Origin of the sequence: Zoogloea oleivorans (genome assembly GCF_008107625.1) — a bacterium.
Classification (GTDB): Bacteria; Pseudomonadota; Gammaproteobacteria; order Burkholderiales; family Rhodocyclaceae; genus Zoogloea; species Zoogloea oleivorans.
In genome coordinates, this window is sequence record NZ_SDKK01000014.1 from 106466 (window position 1) to 122623 (window position 16158).

Here is a 16158-nt window from a genome sequence, read left to right on the forward strand (position 1 = left end):
GTGGGGCGGGCGTCGTCACCTCAGGTATCGGTGTTTTGAGTTCTGGTGGCGAAGTGTGGCTTGCGCGGGGCGGCGGTGTTGACCGAGTGGCGGAAGGGCGGGGTGTGTTCATCCGCACCTGCAGGGGTTTTACGGTCGATGGCGCTTCCGTGGCGGTGCCTGGCAATGGACCATATGTCACCAGTGCTGCAAGGTGCAGGGCGACGGACAGGGCGGTGGCGATGGCAAGAGGCGGTGCTGTCTGAAGCGTCATCGAAAACAGCGACGGGGGGCGGTGGTGGCTACAGGAAGGATAGGGCGTTGATGGCCGCGCACCCCATGCCGCTCATCTGTGCGAAGTCTCCGCCCGTCGTTCTCTGCTCGCGCTGGACCCGCGCTGGCGGGATTATGTATGCCTGAGGAGAGGTTAATGAAAAAGATGCGTGGTTTCACCCTGATCGAGTTGATGATCGTCGTCGTGATCGTCGGCATTCTTGCTGCAGTAGCCATGCCGGCCTATACGGACTTCATTGCGCGCGGAAAAATCGCGCAAGGCACCGAAGCCTTGTCGGAAGCAAAGGTTCGCATGGAGCAGGTCTATAACTCCAACCGGTCTTATTTGCTGTCGGATAATACCTGCCCCGATTTCAGCGCTTCGTTTTCCGATATTCCTTTTACGATTACCCACAGCCCGACCTGTACGAAAGACACTTTCACCCTCAAGGTGACGGGGAAGTCGGCCAATGGCATGAGTGGTTACTGGTATTCGATCAACGAAAGTGGCGAAAAGAAGTCGGCCACACCGACCGGTAGCGGTAATTGCTGGCTGATCAGCAAGGGGACGTCGTGTCCAAGCTAAGGACCCGCACCGAGCAAGGTGCGACCCTCCTGGAACTGATGGTCACGGTATCCATCGCCGCGATCCTGATGGCGGTCGGCCTTCCGGCGATGAGTGACTGGATCAGGCGCAGTTCGGTTGGTACGGCTTCCGAGCTTATTCAGAATGCCTTGCGTCAGGCCGAAACGGAAGCGATTCGGCGTAACGCCGACGTGGAGTTTGCCTTGACCAACGATACGCCAAGCGTGAGCGCCGTGAGTACGGTGGTATCCGCTGACAATGGAAAGAACTGGATCATCAGGGTGGTCGATGCCACGGCGAGCAATCGATACGTGAATGGCAGCGTGACCAAGCAAGTGTCGGAGGGCTTGAGTTACGCGGGGCCGGCCAGCATTCGCTTCAGCGGTGCCGGCCGTGTCCTCGACTCAACAGGAGCGGCGGTGGGTGCGAAGCAGGTTTATCGGGTGTCGCGAACCGGTACGGATCTGGCCTACTGTGTATTCGTCACGCCGGGCGGTGCGGTGAAAATGTGTAATCCGGCATATCCCAGTGGAAACCCCAGGGCATGTCAGCCCATTCTGACGGCCGCCGAATGTCCTTGAATGCAGGAGGGGCGATGAAACGCCGTGATGTCCGTGGATATGTCCTGCTTGAGGCGCTTGTCGCGCTATTGATATTTTCCCTTGGCCTTCTCGGGATGATTGGCTTTCAGGCAGCCTCCACACGGATTGTTACCGATAGCCGATTTCGTACTGAAGCAGCGATTCTTGCTGATGAACTGATCGCCAAAATGTCGGTGGACAAGCGGAGTGTCGTGATCGCCAACTACGCTTATGACTCTGAAGGCGGCGGCGGTGGCGCGTCTACCCGCACCTGGTTCGAGACGCGGGTAACCGGTGCCAGCAAATTGCCTAATCCCAAGGTCAAGGTGGATGTTGCGAGCGGAGCTTCTGTCGACACCTTCACGGTAACGGTACGGATCCAGTGGGATTTGCCTTCTTCTGGTACCAGCGACAAGGCTGTGAAGCAAAAAGAAATGGAACATGGCAATTATGAGACGCAAGCGCTGTTGTTCTGAGATCCGGCCCTCGAAAAAATGTTCTCTGACGAGGACGCGCCGCACGCAGGCGGGCCTGAGTCTCATCGAGATGATGGTGGGCATGTTGATTGGCCTTATTGCCAGCCTGGTCATCATGCAGAGCTATTCGTCGAGCGAAATATATCGTCGAAATCTTTCCGGTGTGGGCGACGCCCTGCAATCTGCGGCGATCGCTGCCCAGCGGCTCGATCTGGTCATTCAGGAGGCCGGTGGGGGGCTCGCGCGGGGCTCGAAAGTCTGGGGGTGCAAACTTCTGGTTAATGTCGCAGGGACTGCAGTCCTGCCACGCGCTTCGGCTTTTCCAAGCCCCTTTGCCAGCGTTACGCAGACCTTGCGAGCCATGCCGGTAGCCATCCTGAATGGAGGAAGCAGCGCTTCCGATGTCATTCTGGTCATGGCTGGCGACTCGGCCGCCGGTAATCGGCCGCTTTCCTTCTCTTCCGTTTCGGGAGGATCCCTGGTTGTTTCTCCCACTCCCGCTATCGGGATGGGAATCAAGACGTCGACAGACGCTTCCTTGTACGATCTGTTCTTGGCGGTTCCGCAGGATATTCCCAATGATCCGGGGGATTGTCGTGTGGTTCAGGCCAAGAGCACGTTTGCACCGGTGACCGTCGCGACTGATGCCTCTCTTGGAATCAAGGTGGCAACGATTTCCAGTGCGGAAATTCCACTTAATGAGGCGACCTACGGAACAGTCGATGCGTCGATTTATACAAAGGCACCCGCAGCTTTTCATTTGGGGCTGCGCAACTTGCCGACGTTCGCTCTGCTCGGCGTTAATAGCAATGGCGAACTTGTTCAATATGATGTGCTCAATCGTATGGATCCCCAGGTTTTCAGTGAAAACATTTTCCTGATCAAGGCGCGTTACGGCCTGGATAACGGCGTAGGTGGTGTCGATAACGACAATGCCGTGGATGAATGGGTTTCACCGTCCGAAGCGGGATGGACGATGGCTGAGCTGATGAATGGAACCCTGGCAACACAGCAGAAAATCGGATATATCAAGGCTATTCGCATCGCAATGGTCATCCGCTCATCCCAGCCGGTGGCGTCCGATGCCCCGATGAGCAAGCTGCTGCTTTTTCAGGATCTACCGGAGTCAAGAAAGTTTTCCCGTGATTTGACCACTGATGAGCAACGCTATCAGTATCAGGTCTATGAGTGGGTGATTCCTCTCCGAAACATGAAGACGCCTCCCAATGTCTAATCGCGCTAACGAATATCAGGGTTTGCCGTCAATGTCGGTTCGACGAGGGCGCTCCACCACGGGGCAAGGCGGCGCTGTTCTGGCTGTTGTTCTTGTCGTGCTGGTCGTGATGATGCTGGGTGGCGTTTCCTTGTTGAGTTCGGTGGATACGTCGGCTCTTCTGTCGGGCAACATCGGTTTCAAGCGTCAGGCTCTCAACGCTACGGGGCGGGGCCTGAACCAGGCGTTTGCCAAGATGAAATTAAGTGACTTTCGCGCCAATCAGGATTCCATTGCCGGGTGCCCGCCTCCTGTGGGCACCGGTACTGCCTGCAGCAAGGCGTCGATTTGGGCTTCGCTTAATTTTTATCCACGCCTGCTTGAATCCGACGAGAACGGAGTCCCTGTCATTCTCAAAGACAAGGCAAAGTTCGACAGTACCTTCACGGCTGGGACCCTTAAAACTCAGGGTACAGACGAGACGCGCTTCCTGATTGAACGTATGTGCAATTCTTATGGGCCGTCCACTAAGGCCAATTGCATGCTTTCGGGTTATTCCCCGCGTGGGGGAACCGGCTGGCCCGAAAAACCCGGATCCACAGCGTCGCCCCTTTACCGGATTACCGTTCGTACCGATGGGGTTCGAAACAGCCTGACGTATTCCCAATGGATTGTGGCCTTTACGGAAGAATGAGCCAGTTGCTGCTCCGGAGATCGATAATTATGCAAAATTCCGAAAGCTTCACCCAAGCTTCTGCTTGTTTCTTCAGGGGGTCCGCATCGAGGCTGATGCTTGCCGCTGCGGTGTGGACGGCCATTGTTCCAGCCGCTCGCGCTGCGGACACCGCGCTTGCCGATCTGCCTATTTCTGCAAGCCAGGAGGCGGTTCCGGCAAATGTGATGCTGGCCTTGTCGGTTGAGTTTCCGACCGCGCTGAGTCACGCCAATTTCAGTCAGGGTAATACGGCGGGGGTGGCCGCACTTAAAGCTGAGTCGACTGCTGATCCCTATTTTGAAACGACGCGAAAGTATCTGGGATATTTTGAATCAAAGTTCTGTTACACGTTTGACGAAGCTGGCAAGTATTTCAAGTACGCAGGCCCGTCCAACGAAGTCGACTTTTCCTGCCCCAAGCAATGGTCCGGTAACTATCTGAACTGGGCAACCATGCAAGTTTCGGATCTTTTTCGCTGGGCCATGACCGGGGGGGCACGGGATATAGATGAACCCCTGGATTTCAGTGCAGCCTCTCCCGTCGGAAAGACTGTCCTGGTAAAAGGATGGTCGAATGATCAAGGGCAGGATAAAAACTTTCCGAACAAGGTTATTTCGTACTCGCTCATTCCCAAGTACACCGCACTGGATAGGAGTGATACCAAAAATCTCGTCGCGGTCGTCCTCCACAAGGGTATTGATGTTGAGTTCAGCTACAGCTCCGATGATTCACCAGGCTCGACAGTCGTAAAAAAATTGCCTGTTCGCGTCCTTGTTTGTGATGGGACCGACACGAGCAAGCATGAGTATCAGGACAATTTTTATTGTCAGAAATATCAGAACGCTGACAAGGATAAAATTGTTTATAAGCCTGTTGGCCTGATGCAAAAAAATATCAACAAGATGCGCTTTGGTGCCGTCAGTTACTTGAATCTGAATAATTCAACTTACGGCGATGACGAAAAGTTGAAGGCGTGGGACGGCGGGGTGATCAAGGCGCAGATTCGAGACACGAAGCAGGAAATTTATGAAACAGGTGCCTTCCCCAGCAACCCGTTTCCTGCCGACAAGGGGGGAGACACCTCCGTTGAATTGACTGGCGCGATTAACTACCTGAACCTTTTTGGCTACAAGGCGCGTAGTTTTAAACGCTACGATAACGTGAGTGAAATGTATGCAGTGGGTTTGCGTTATCTTCTCGGCCCTTCCGGGATTGGTAACGTGGCCGCGTTTTCTAACATGCCTGCAGGTGTGACTGCGACGCAGATAGCCAACATCAAGGATAATTTTCCGGTTATTACCAAGTGGGATGACCCCATGTTCTCGGCGCTCAATGGTGGCTTGTGCCAGAAGCAATTCATCATCGGTATTGGTGATACCAACAACTGTTGCGATTATAATTTGTCCGGGGGGGAGCCGCCGATCAACGCAGCGGTAAGCGGTGAAAGGTTTGCCGGGGAGACTGCTAGAGCCTGGGTCACGAAACTCCCCTCTTACAACGAGAATTCCGACTATATCGCTGGTCTGGCTTATGCCGCCAATACCAAGCCCTTGCGCTCCGATTTTCCGAAGATGCGCATCAAGACTTTCTGGGTTGATGCCCTGGAGTATTCAGTCAAGGCGGCAAATAACCAGTACGAAAAAGCTGCCAAGTATGGCGCCTTCAACGACACGAACGGCAATGGTGTGCCGGATGACGGCGAGTGGAATGCCCTTGGGGAGAAGTACAAGGGCGTCGCAATTCCTGATGCCTATTTCCCCGCGTCCGATCCAGATCGCCTGTTGTCCGGTCTTTCGTCGGCGTTTAGTCAGATCAATTCACTGATTGCTGCAGGGGCAGGGGCTGGCTTGACCTCGTTATCCATCTCCGAAACCCTGACTGCGGACGCTACCTATCAGACTCGCTATGACTCGCAATACTGGTCAGGTGATCTTCGCGGGATGAAAATTGATTCCATCAACATTGCGACCGGAGTCATCAGTACGACGATGAAGTGGAGTGCGGCAGCCAAGCTGGATACGTTGGTTGCAGGTGCAGGGTGGGATACCGCGCGCAATGTCGTTACCCTCAAGCCCAATGATTCAGGCACCTTGATTGGCGCTCCCTTCCGTCTGGCTAGTCTTTCCGCTGCCCAGAAGACGGCTTTGGGTTCTACGGAGACCGAACAGGGTAACGTCTTGAATTACCTGAGAGGCGATACAAGCAAGGAGTCGACCTTGTCTGTTCGCAAGACATTCCGTTATCGGGCTTCTGTTTTGGGCGATATCGTCGATTCGGCAGCAACTTATGTTGGACCACCCAGCGCAGTGTATGCGGACGCGTTCAATCCGGGATATTCCACTTTCAAGGCGGCAAAGGCTACACGCAAACCCGTTGTTTATGTCGGTGCCAATGACGGAATGCTCCATGCCTTCGATGCGCGAGTGGACTCCACCGATGGGGGCAAAGAGCTTTTTGCGCTTGTGCCCAACGCGGTTTTTAACGGGCCCGACAATCAGCCGAGCGTAAGTGGGTTGAAGGCGCTCACGGATAACGGCTATCTGCATCACTATTATGTCAACGCTACCCCCTTCGTGCGGGATGTGGATTTCAACCGCGCGGGTACCTCGGCTACGCCAACCGATTCTGATTGGCGGAGCTTGCTCGTTGTTGGTCTGGGGAAAGGGGGGCGTAGTTACGTTGCCGTCGATGTGACGGACCCATCCAGCTTTACATCGGAAACCAATGTAGCCGGAAAGGTTCTCTGGGAGTTTACCCATGAGGATATGGGCTTTAGCTATGGTCGCCCCTTCATCGTAAAAACACCCAAATGGGGGTGGGTTGTTGTGATTGCCGCCGGCTATAACAATACCTTGGGCACTTCGACCGGCAGTTCTCCGGGGAAGGGCGTGATATTTGTTCTGAATCCAAAGAACGGTACTCTTCTCCAGAAGATAAAGACTGCCCAGGGCACGGCGGCCACACCGGCCGGCTTGGCGCATGTGTCGGGCTACGTGCCTGACTACTCTGACATGAAAATGGATCAGCTTTATGCCGGTGATTTGCTCGGTAACCTTTGGCGCTTTGATTTCACTAGCGCGACGGCGACTGTTCCAGATCTGAGCACGCCGATCGCAAAGTTGGAAACGGCAACAGGTACCGCGCAGCCTGTGACGACGGAGCCTCTGGTTGAGATTGCCTCTGACTTGACTCGTTATGTGTTTGTGGGGACGGGGCGCCTTTTACACAATGACGACAGGAACAATACGCAGACCCAGACCTTCTATGCCTTGCGTGACGGTACGGTTACCAACCCTTATACGACGGAAGAGGGGAAGGCGAACCAGTTGCCTACCGGCGTTGATTTTCCGGTAAAGCGGGAGAAGATGGTTCAGGTTACCAGCCTCATCGAAGGTGTCACGCTGGCGGGAGACAAGCCGATGGGATGGTATTACGATCTGACGGGGCGAAGTGGGACCGCAGCAGAGCAGGTCATCATCAATCCGCAAGCTAATGAAGGTCTTGTTTCATGGGTGGGAACGCTGATGAATCAGGACAAGTGCAACCCTGCCGGTGAGAGCTCAACTTACGCCGTGAAATATGGGACGGCCAAGTCGGCCTTTGCAAAAACTGAAGGTAATGCGCGGGTGCCCATTGAGTTTATTTCTTCCAGTTCCGGTCTTGTGGGGCTCAGGCTGGTTCGCTACGGGTCGGCAATCCGGCTGATGGGTTCTTTCAGTGCAGCAGAGTCTGGCCCCGCATTTATCGGGAGCCAGGTTGGTGGGATTGGGGATCCGCGCGTTCTCAACTGGAGGATCATCGGACAGTGATTGAGTGCGCAGATTCGTGAGTCAGTTTCTGTAAAAAATTAAGCCCTTCAGATAAGCACTTGCAGTGACTGGAGTCGCCCTGTATAATTCTTTTCCTCGGGGCCGCTGTAGCTCAGTTGGTAGAGCAGCGCATTCGTAATGCGAAGGTCGACAGTTCGATTCCGTCCAGCGGCACCATAAGAAACAAGCACTTAGGCCAACTCTTCGGGGTTGGCCTTTTTGCGTCTGTTCGTGATTGCTCCCGTAGCGATCAACGTTGTTCCATTTGAAAGCCGGGGTGGAGATGCTTCTGTAGGTATTTGTAGCAGGTGTGCCTTGCGCGCGTGCAAGAAGGGGGTTCGAGATTAATGCCAGTCTTCGTAACCTGTCATTTCATCCGCGGCAGGGCAGCATGGACAACCGAGTTCTGGCTCCAGCTCGCTGCGGCATCCATCGCCCTTTGTGCGGCAATTTGCTGGGTCGCGTTTCGCCGGGGAAAGATGCGGCTGGTCGCGGTTCCGCTGTGGCCCTTCGTTCGCCTCTTCGTGTGCCAGCTGGCGATCCTCTACGTGGTTTCGGCGGTCAGCATCACGGCAGTCGCCCTGGCCGTCATCTATGCGATTACCCGTTCGGCGCCCAATGCGCTGGCACTGGCCGTGCTGGCGGGGCTGTGGCTGTCCCTGTGGCTCGCGCCCGGCATCGCGTCCTTCACGACGTGGCGCCGGTTGCACCGCGCGGAACTCAAGCGCGACCGATGAAGGCCGGCGGCGCGGGTGGCATCTGCTCCCCGCAGCCAGCCTCGGGCTGCAGGGGCTTGGCGGTCAGGGCCAGGGGTTGCACGCCCGCCCAGACCGGAATGGCCATGTCCTCTTCCGAATCTTCCACGCCCCAGTTGCGGATCTTGGCGACCGCCTCATCCAGGGCCAGGCGCAGCAGCCGCGTGCCCGCCAGCTCGGCCCGGGACGGCGGCCTCACTAGGGGCGAACGGCCCGGGCTGACGTGCTCGACAAATGCCTTGAACGCGGCCGCCTTGGCGTCCGGATCGTCCTCCGCTGTAAAACGGCCGTAGATCACCACCGAACGGTAGTTCATGGCGTGATGGAAGGCCGAGCGGGCCAGCACCAGCCCGTCCAGGTGGGTGATGGACACTGCACATTCCTCCTCCAGCAGGGTCTGGGTCAGACGCGAATTGTTGGCGCCGTGGATGTAGAGGTACTCGCCCTCGCGCCAGCATGCGGTGGGCAGGCAGTGCACGCTGCCGCCCTGGTTGAAGGCGATCTGGCACACCAGCGCCTGATCGATGATGGCGTGGACGGTGGCGGTGTCGTGGTGGGCCCGCTGGGGTTTGCGGCGGACTTCGGTGCGGGGGCTGGCGGACGGCTTCGACATGGGGGACTCCTGGATAAGAGGTGCCAGCATAGCGAGGCCGTGGCACCATTCATGGGGCCACCCGACTCTTCGCTCATGGAGCCAGATGCCCCTCGCCCTCGTTCTCGCTGCCCTTGATGACCCTGCCGCTGCCAGTGAAGCGCGCCAGTTGCGCCTGTACCAGTTGCTCAAGGCGGCCATCCTCGACGGGCGCCTGGCGCCCGGAACGCGCCTGCCCGGCACCCGCCAGCTGGCCGCCGATTGGGGCATGGCGCGCAACTGCGTGCTGTTTGCCTACCAGCTCCTGCTTGCCGAAGGCTTCGTCGAGGCCGACCGGGGCGGCACCCGGGTGGCGACATTGCCCCTGGGCACGGCTGGCCTCAGCCCGCAACACAGGCCTGCCGGCGCAGACATGCTGTCGCGCCGGGCGCGCCAGTTGCCGGCCATCACGCGCAGTGAATCCTTGCTGCCCTTTGCCCCCGGTGTGCCGGATCTGAACGCATTTCCCTGGGGCACCTGGGCGCGCTTTCTGCACCGGGCCTGGGACGAGGTGACGGCCCGCCAGCTGGCCTATGCCGAACCGGGGGGCGAGCCCGAACTGCGGCGGGCCGTGGCGGCCTTTCTGTCGGCACGCCGCGGGGTGGCGTGCACGCCCGAGCAGGTCTTCATCGTGGCGGGGGGGCAGGTGGCCCTGGATGCCTGCGCCCGGCTGCTGGCAGACAACGGCGATACGGTGTGGCTGGAGAACCCCTGCTACCCGGCGGCCCGCAATGCCATGCTGGCCGCCGGGCTCAAGCCGGTTCCGGTGGAGGTGGACCGGGACGGCATGGCGCCTGCGCCCGGCCTGTGGCAGGCGGCCCCGCCCCGCCTGGTCTATGTCACCCCCTCGCACCAGTACCCCCTGGGCAGCGTGTTGAGCCTGGAGCGGCGCCTGGCCCTGCTGGCGGGTGTGCAGGCCGGCGGCGGCTGGCTGATCGAGGATGACTACGACAGCGACTACAACCACGCCCAGCCCGGGGCCCGCCCGCTGCCGGCCATCCAGGGCCTGCGCCCGGACGCGCCGGTGATCTACGTCGGCACCTTCAGCAAGTTGCTCTATCCGGGGCTGCGCATCGCCTACATGGTGGTGCCGCGCTGGGCCGCCGCCGAAGTGGGCGAGGGGATCCGCAAGCTCTACCGGGGCGGGCAGGCCGTCGAGCAGCGGGCCCTCGCCCGGCTCCTGGAGAGCGGGCAGTTGACCCGCCACCTGCGGCGCATGGGGCCGGTGTACCGCGAGCGGCAGGCGGTGCTGCGTGAGGCGCTTGCGGCCCGTTTCGGCGAACGCTGCGAGATTCTCGGTGGGCAGGCCGGGCTGCATCTGGTGCTGCAGCTGCCCGCCCACCTGCCGGACAGGGCGTTGGTGAGCGCCGCCCGGGAGCTGGGCGTCACGGCCCGGCCCCTGAGCCTCTACTACGCGGATGCCACCGGGGGCAACGGGCTGGTGCTCGGCTACGGCATGGCCGAGTCGGCCCGCATCCCGGAACTGGTCGACCGCCTGGGGCTGGCCAGCGAGAGCCTGGAAAAAGCCGGCTAGGCCGCGCCGGCTGGCTGGTCGAGCAAGGCTTCCAGATCGGCCAGGGCGAGGGGCGCGCTGAGGAGGAAGCCCTGATAGGAGCGGCAGCCCTGCAGGGCCAGGAACTGCCTTTGCTCGGTGGTCTCGACCCCTTCGGCGATCACTGCCAGCCCCAGGCTGTGGGCCAGGGCCACGATGGTCTGGGAGATAACCGCATCGTTGGCGTTGCCGATGATGTCGGTCACGAAGGATTTGTCGATCTTGAGCTGGTCCAGGGGCAGACGCCGGAGGTAGGACAGGGAGGAGTAGCCGGTGCCGAAGTCGTCGAGGGCAAAGCTGACACCCCGGGCACGCAGGGCTTCCATCTTGGCGATGACCTCTTCCACGTCGTCCAGCAGCAGGCTTTCGGTGAGCTCCAGTTGCAGCCGGCCGGGCGCGGCGCCGGTACGTTCGAGAACCGCCAGTACCTGGGCCACGAAGTCGGGCTGGCGGAACTGGCGCACGCTGACATTCACCGAGACGCTCAGATGGGCGCGGCCAGGCACGGCGGCCCAGGTGGCGAGCTGCCGGCAGGCGGTTTCGAGCACCCACTGGCCGAGAGGGAGAATCAGGCCGGTTTCCTCGGCGAGGGGAATGAAGGTCGTCGGGGCCACCAGGCCCAGGCTCGGGTGCTGCCAGCGAACCAGTGCTTCGGTGCCGGAGATGGTGCCCGAGTCATCGATCTGCGGTTGGTAGTGGAGCACGAACTGGCCCTGTTGCAGCCCCTTGCGCAGATCTGCCTCCAGGGAGGCCCGGGCCGTAACGGCGGCCTGCATGGCCGGATCGAAGAAACGCAGGGTGTTGCGTCCGGCGGCCTTGGCACCATACAGGGCCAGATCGGCCCGTTTCATCAGATCGTCGCTGAGGTTGTGGGGGCCCGAGAAGAGGGTGATGCCGATGCTCGGCGTGCTGTGGTACTCGTGGTCTGCCAGCGGGTAGGGCCGGTTGAGGGCCTCGAGGATCTTCTCGCCGACGGTCTTGGCCTGCAGGGCGGCATCCTGTGGGGTTCCGCTGAGGTCTTCCAGCAGCACCACGAACTCGTCGCCCCCCAGGCGGGCCACGGTGTCGGCTTCGCGGACGCAGCCGGCGAGCCGTTCGGCCACCCGCTGCAGGAGCAGGTCGCCCATGTCGTGGCCGTAGGTGTCGTTGAGGGTCTTGAAGTTGTCCAGGTCGATGAAGAGCAGCGCGCCGCCGTGTTCGCTGCGGGTGATGGCCGACAGGGCGTGCTTGAGCCGCTCCAGAAGGAGGCGGCGGTTGGGCAGACGGGTCAGCGGATCATAGAAGGCCAGGTTGCGGATCTCGTATTCGGCTTCCTTGCGCTGGGTGATGTCGGTCAGGGTGGCGACGTAGTGGGTTACAATCCCGACGTCGTCCCGCACCGTGGTGATGGTCAGCCACTCGGGAAACAGCTCGCCGCACTTGCGCCGATTCCAGATCTCGCCCTCCCAGGAGCCGGTGGCGTCGATGGAGCGCCACATGTCCTCGTAGAAGGCCTTGTCGTGGCGGCCGGAGCGGAGTATCCGCGGGGTTTGCCCGACAGCTTCCTCGGCGCTGTAGCCGGTCACCTTGGTGAAGGCCCGGTTGACCCGCAGGATCACGCCGGTGGCGTCGGTTACGCACATGCCCTCCCGGGACTGGAAGGCCGCGGCGGCGATGCGCAGGTCGATCTCGGCGCGCTTGCGTTCCGTGATGTCGGTCTGGGCGCTGACGAAGTGGGTGACCTCGCCCTCATCGTTGCAGACTGCAGTGATGGTCACGAAATGGGGATGGAGCGTACCGTCCTTGTGGCGGTTGATGATCTCCCCGGCCCAGGTGCCGGCTTCTGCCAGGCTCGTCCGGATGCCCCGATAGAAGTCGGCATCGTGCACACCTGACTTCAGGATGTTCATGCTTACCCCGATGGCTTCTTCGGCAGAGTAGCCCGTCATCCGGGTGAAAGCCTTGTTGACCTGCAGGATGCGGGCCTGGTCATCGGTCACCACCATCCCTTCCTGGGATTCGAAGGCGATGGCGGCGATGCGTTGGCGTGCCTGGTCCCGCTCCTGATCCCGTGCCAGGCGCTCGAAACGCAAGAAGTACAGGATGGCCAGCGCCAGGGTCGACAGGAAGGCTGCGGCAACGATGCTCACTGTATGGATCGCCTCGAGCCGCCAGCCGGCCAGCAGCCGCTCCCTGTCCATGCGCACGACGAGCACGAAGGGGTAGGCCCGGGACGCCCGATAGGCGGTCAGCACGGTGCGGCCATCGGGGAGGGTCTCCTGCAGGCGTCCGGCCTCTGCGTCGGCCAGCCGGGCGATCAGCCCCCCATTGCCGTCAGGTCTGCCGGGGATGGCCTGCTCATCGGTACTCAGCAACAGATGACCGTCGTAGCGCAGCAGTTCCACCGTGCCATCTTCCGGGGCGATGTGGTTGCCATAGAAATTGAGGAAGTAGTCCGGATTGACCGAGGCCACCACCGTGTCCCAGTGCGCGTCGCCCTGGCGAACGTCGATGGACACCGGTATGTAGCCGCTGCCCGCTTGCGGGGAGCCTGAGTCATGGAAATCGCGGCCATTCCTGAAGGGGCCTGCCCGCAAGTCCTCCAGCGGGCCGGTTGTCCGGGGCAGGAACTCTGCAAGTGGTGGGCGTGCGCCAAGGTTGCGTCGGTCCGTGCTGACCACAATGCGTCCATCCCTGCCCAGCACGGCGATGGACCGCAGGTAGGGAGCGTGGCGCAGAAAATGGGTCAGGCTGGCGGCTCGCTGGTCGCCCTCTGCGGCATGGACGAGGCTGCGTTCGATGGCGCTGAAGCTCTGGGTGAGATGATCTTCGAAGGATCGCGCACTCAGCGCGGCAGCCTCGAGCTGGCGATCGATGTTCTCGACGCGCAGGCGCCAGACGACATAAGAGGTTGCCGCGAAGGCGCCGAGGCTGGCCAGCAGGACAATCGCGATGAACAGGGCGCGCCGGCCCCGGCGGGTGTGCGGTGACATGAGCTGCGGGGCCTATTCCGAAGCGGATCCGGCAGGCGTGGCTGGGGCGGCAATGGGGTCGAGCTTGTGGCGCCGGATGGCCGCCATCAGCTGACCGTTGCGGCGGGCCTTGGCCATGAAGCGCTCGACGCGCGCATGCCAGCGCTCATCCCCCTTGACCATGGCGTAGGCGTAGGGCGTCAGGTGATAGACGGCCGAAGGCGCCACCAGGCGGGCCCAATCGGTGGTTTCGAGCATGCGTCGGCTGAAGGGAAAGTCGGTCATGAAGACATCGGCGCGCCCGGATTCCACCTCCTGCTCCCGTCCCCGGGTGGTCTCCGTGACCAGCAGTGTGGCCTGGCGCAGCTTGTCGCGCATGATGGGCTCGTGGAGGGTGCCCTTGGCCACAGCCACCACCACGCCGGGCTTGTCGATGTCGTCCCACTGGCGGATCCGCCGGTTGCTCTTGGTGGTGATGGCGTAGATGTCGCTCACCAGATGCGGCGCGGTGAAGCGCAACTTCTCGGCGCGCGCGGGCGTGATGCCGATGGCGAACATGGCAATGTCGCAGCGCCTGGCGGTGACATCGTCTACCAGCGTCGCAAAGGAGCTGTTCACAAATTTCAGGGACACCCCCAGGTCGGCCGCCAGGGCAGTTGCCATGTCGATGTCGATGCCGGCGAGTTGCTGGGTTTTGGGGTTGCGGTAGGAGATGCCGTAGTAGTCGGGCCAGATGCACACCCTTAGCTCACCGGCAGCCTGGATTCTCTCGAGGAGCCCCGATTGGGCGAAGGCCGTCTGAGCCAGAAACAGGGTGGACGCACCGGCCAGAAAAAAACGCTTCATTTCCGCTCTCTCGGCGAAGTAGCTCAGACAGTGGCCGCATGGGCCACCGGATCGGGTGCTCGGACTCGCACTGGCAAGGCCGGATAGCGGCGGAGACTGTGTTATCCCACAGGGAACAAAAAAGCCAATCCTCAGGCTGGCTTTTTCTTTTGCATGCGCAGATTGTGTTTGCCTTTTCTGTAATCGTCCAAGCCAGAATAGTTGGGCTCGGACGGAGGGACTGGCTGTCAGTGCTTGCGGCCCAGGCCGCCCAGCAGGAAGGCGATTGGGCGCTGCGGCTTGTGCAGGCTGTCTGCCGATGCATCTTCGGTCTTCGGGATGGCTGAGGGTTGCTCGTAAGGCTTGCTGAAGTCGAAGCCGTCCGCGGCGATATGGTTCGGCTGGCGACCGCGGTGAGGTGCGCGTTCGCGTTCCGGCCGTTGCTCACCACGCTCCCGTTCCGGACGCTTCTTGCGGTCGCCGGTGCTGCTTGCGGGCTCTTTTGTGGCGCTTGCTGTCGGGGCGTTGCGCGGCGTTGCCGGTGCTGCCGTTGGGCTGCGTTTGCGCCTGCTGCCCTCTGCATCGAAGAAGTCGGGCTCGGGGTCGAAGCCGGGAACGATTTCCTGCCGGATTTCGAGTTTGATCAGCTTCTGGATGTCGGCGAGGTGATGGCGCTCTTCTGCACTTACCAGTGATACGGCCTTGCCCGACTTGCCGGCCCGGCCGGTGCGGCCGATGCGGTGAACGTAGTCTTCGGCAGTGTGGGGCAGTTCAAAGTTGATCACCGAGGGCAGATCTTCGATGTCCAGACCACGGGCGGCCACGTCGGTGGCGACGAGGACGCGGATCTTGCCGCTCTTGAAGGCTTCGAGAGTTTCGGTGCGGGCTTGCTGACTCTTGTCGCCGTGGATGGAGTCGGCGGAGATGCCGTGGCGTTCGAGGAAGTGGGCGAGGCGGCTGCAGCCGAACTTTGTGCCGACGAACACCAGCACCTGGGCGTTTTCTTCTTCGTGCCGAATCAGGTGCGCCAGCAGGTTGCGCTTGAGGCCGCTGGAAACCGGGTGCACGATGTGGCTGATGGTTTCGCTCACCATGTTGCGGCGGGCGACTTCGATCAGTTGCGGGTTCTTCAGCATCTGGTCGGCGAGTTTCTTGATCTCGTCCGAGAAGGTGGCGGAGAACAGCAGGCTTTGCCGGTTGGCAGGCAGCAGCGCGAGGATGCGGCGAATGTCCGGGATGAAGCCCATGTCGAGCATGCGGTCGGCTTCGTCGAGGACGAGGAACTCGACCTGGCCGAGGGCGATGGTCTTTTGCTGGACGTGGTCGAGCAGGCGGCCCGGCGTGGCGACGACGATTTCGATGCCGCGACGCAATTCCTGGATCTGCGGGTTCATGTCCACGCCGCCATAGATGCAGGTGCTGCGCAGCGGGAGGTGCCTGGAATACATCTTGACCGACTCGAACACCTGCATGGCCAGCTCTCGCGTGGGGGCGAGGATCAGCGCGCGAACCTGGTGGCGGGCCGGGCTGGTGGACGTGCTGGCATGACGGGCGAGGCGGTTGAGCAGTGGCAGGGTGAAACCAGCGGTCTTGCCGGTGCCTGTTTGCGCACCACCCATCATGTCGTGGCCGGCCAGTACGACGGGAATGGCCTGGCGCTGGATGGGCGTGGGTTCGGTGTAACCGGCTTCAGCAACGGCCTTCAGCAGTTCTGGGATGAGTCCGAGTTCGGAAAACGACATGGATGTGGTCACGATCTGGGTGAGCTGCAGTTTAGTGCAGTGCACCATTTGAATAGTTTTCCATTATACA

At 60.7% G+C, this 16158-nt stretch carries 12 protein-coding genes and 1 tRNA gene; 9 read left to right on the forward strand and 4 right to left on the reverse strand.

The genetic code is table 11. From position 1 onward, the window contains the following. Positions 1-409 precede the first annotated feature (409 nt). From ETQ85_RS26975 to ETQ85_RS15610, 8 genes are all read left to right on the forward strand, one after another. Positions 410-838 (forward strand): type IV pilin protein, encoded by a 429-nt coding sequence (locus ETQ85_RS26975; RefSeq protein WP_281283102.1) that lies wholly within the window; start codon positions 410-412, stop codon positions 836-838. Beyond that, positions 799-1419, forward strand: a complete 621-nt coding sequence (locus ETQ85_RS15580; RefSeq protein WP_148579991.1) for a GspH/FimT family pseudopilin — start codon at positions 799-801, stop codon at positions 1417-1419. The genes ETQ85_RS26975 and ETQ85_RS15580 overlap by 40 nt, the downstream gene beginning before the upstream one ends. A 14-nt stretch (positions 1420-1433) precedes the next feature. Continuing rightward, on the forward strand, positions 1434-1895 hold the full coding sequence (locus ETQ85_RS15585) for a type IV pilus modification PilV family protein (protein WP_148579992.1): 462 nt from the start codon (positions 1434-1436) through the stop codon (positions 1893-1895). Next, a complete protein-coding gene (locus ETQ85_RS15590) occupies positions 1861-3129 on the forward strand; it encodes a PilW family protein (protein ID WP_148579993.1) in 1269 nt (422 codons plus the stop codon). Before ETQ85_RS15585 ends, ETQ85_RS15590 begins: the two co-directional genes overlap by 35 nt. Further along, a complete protein-coding gene (locus tag ETQ85_RS15595) occupies positions 3122-3802 on the forward strand; it encodes a hypothetical protein (protein WP_148579994.1) in 681 nt (226 codons plus the stop codon). The genes ETQ85_RS15590 and ETQ85_RS15595 overlap by 8 nt, the downstream gene beginning before the upstream one ends. Positions 3803-3831: 29 nt before the next feature. After that, positions 3832-7632, forward strand: coding sequence for a pilus assembly protein (locus ETQ85_RS15600; RefSeq protein ID WP_187394732.1), 3801 nt, complete (start codon positions 3832-3834; stop codon positions 7630-7632). A 101-nt stretch (positions 7633-7733) separates the two neighbouring features. After that, a tRNA-Thr gene (locus tag ETQ85_RS15605) sits at positions 7734-7809 on the forward strand. A gap of 302 nt (positions 7810-8111) precedes the next feature. Next, positions 8112-8369 (forward strand): hypothetical protein, encoded by a 258-nt coding sequence (locus ETQ85_RS15610; RefSeq protein ID WP_222862189.1) that lies wholly within the window; start codon positions 8112-8114, stop codon positions 8367-8369. Here ETQ85_RS15610 and ETQ85_RS15615 read toward each other — a convergent pair. After that, complete coding sequence (locus ETQ85_RS15615; protein ID WP_148579997.1) at positions 8353-9000, reverse strand: pyridoxamine 5'-phosphate oxidase family protein; 648 nt, start codon at positions 8998-9000, stop codon at positions 8353-8355. The genes ETQ85_RS15610 and ETQ85_RS15615 overlap by 17 nt on opposite strands. Positions 9001-9085: 85 nt before the next feature. On the opposite strand from ETQ85_RS15615, the gene pdxR reads away from it, so the two are divergent. Beyond that, positions 9086-10552 (forward strand): MocR-like pyridoxine biosynthesis transcription factor PdxR, encoded by a 1467-nt coding sequence (pdxR, locus tag ETQ85_RS15620; RefSeq protein WP_148579998.1) that lies wholly within the window; start codon positions 9086-9088, stop codon positions 10550-10552. On the opposite strand, the gene ETQ85_RS15625 is transcribed toward pdxR, so the two are convergent. The 3 genes from ETQ85_RS15625 to ETQ85_RS15635 form a co-directional block, all read right to left on the reverse strand. Beyond that, entirely contained in the window at positions 10549-13542 is a 2994-nt protein-coding gene (locus ETQ85_RS15625; protein ID WP_148579999.1) for a bifunctional diguanylate cyclase/phosphodiesterase, read from the reverse strand. The two genes, pdxR and ETQ85_RS15625, sit on opposite strands and share 4 nt — an antisense overlap. A gap of 12 nt (positions 13543-13554) precedes the next feature. Continuing rightward, positions 13555-14367, reverse strand: coding sequence for an ABC transporter substrate-binding protein (locus ETQ85_RS15630; protein WP_148580000.1), 813 nt, complete (start codon positions 14365-14367; stop codon positions 13555-13557). A 227-nt stretch (positions 14368-14594) separates the two neighbouring features. Further along, complete coding sequence (locus tag ETQ85_RS15635; protein ID WP_148580043.1) at positions 14595-16088, reverse strand: DEAD/DEAH box helicase; 1494 nt, start codon at positions 16086-16088, stop codon at positions 14595-14597. Positions 16089-16158: the final 70 nt, after the last annotated feature.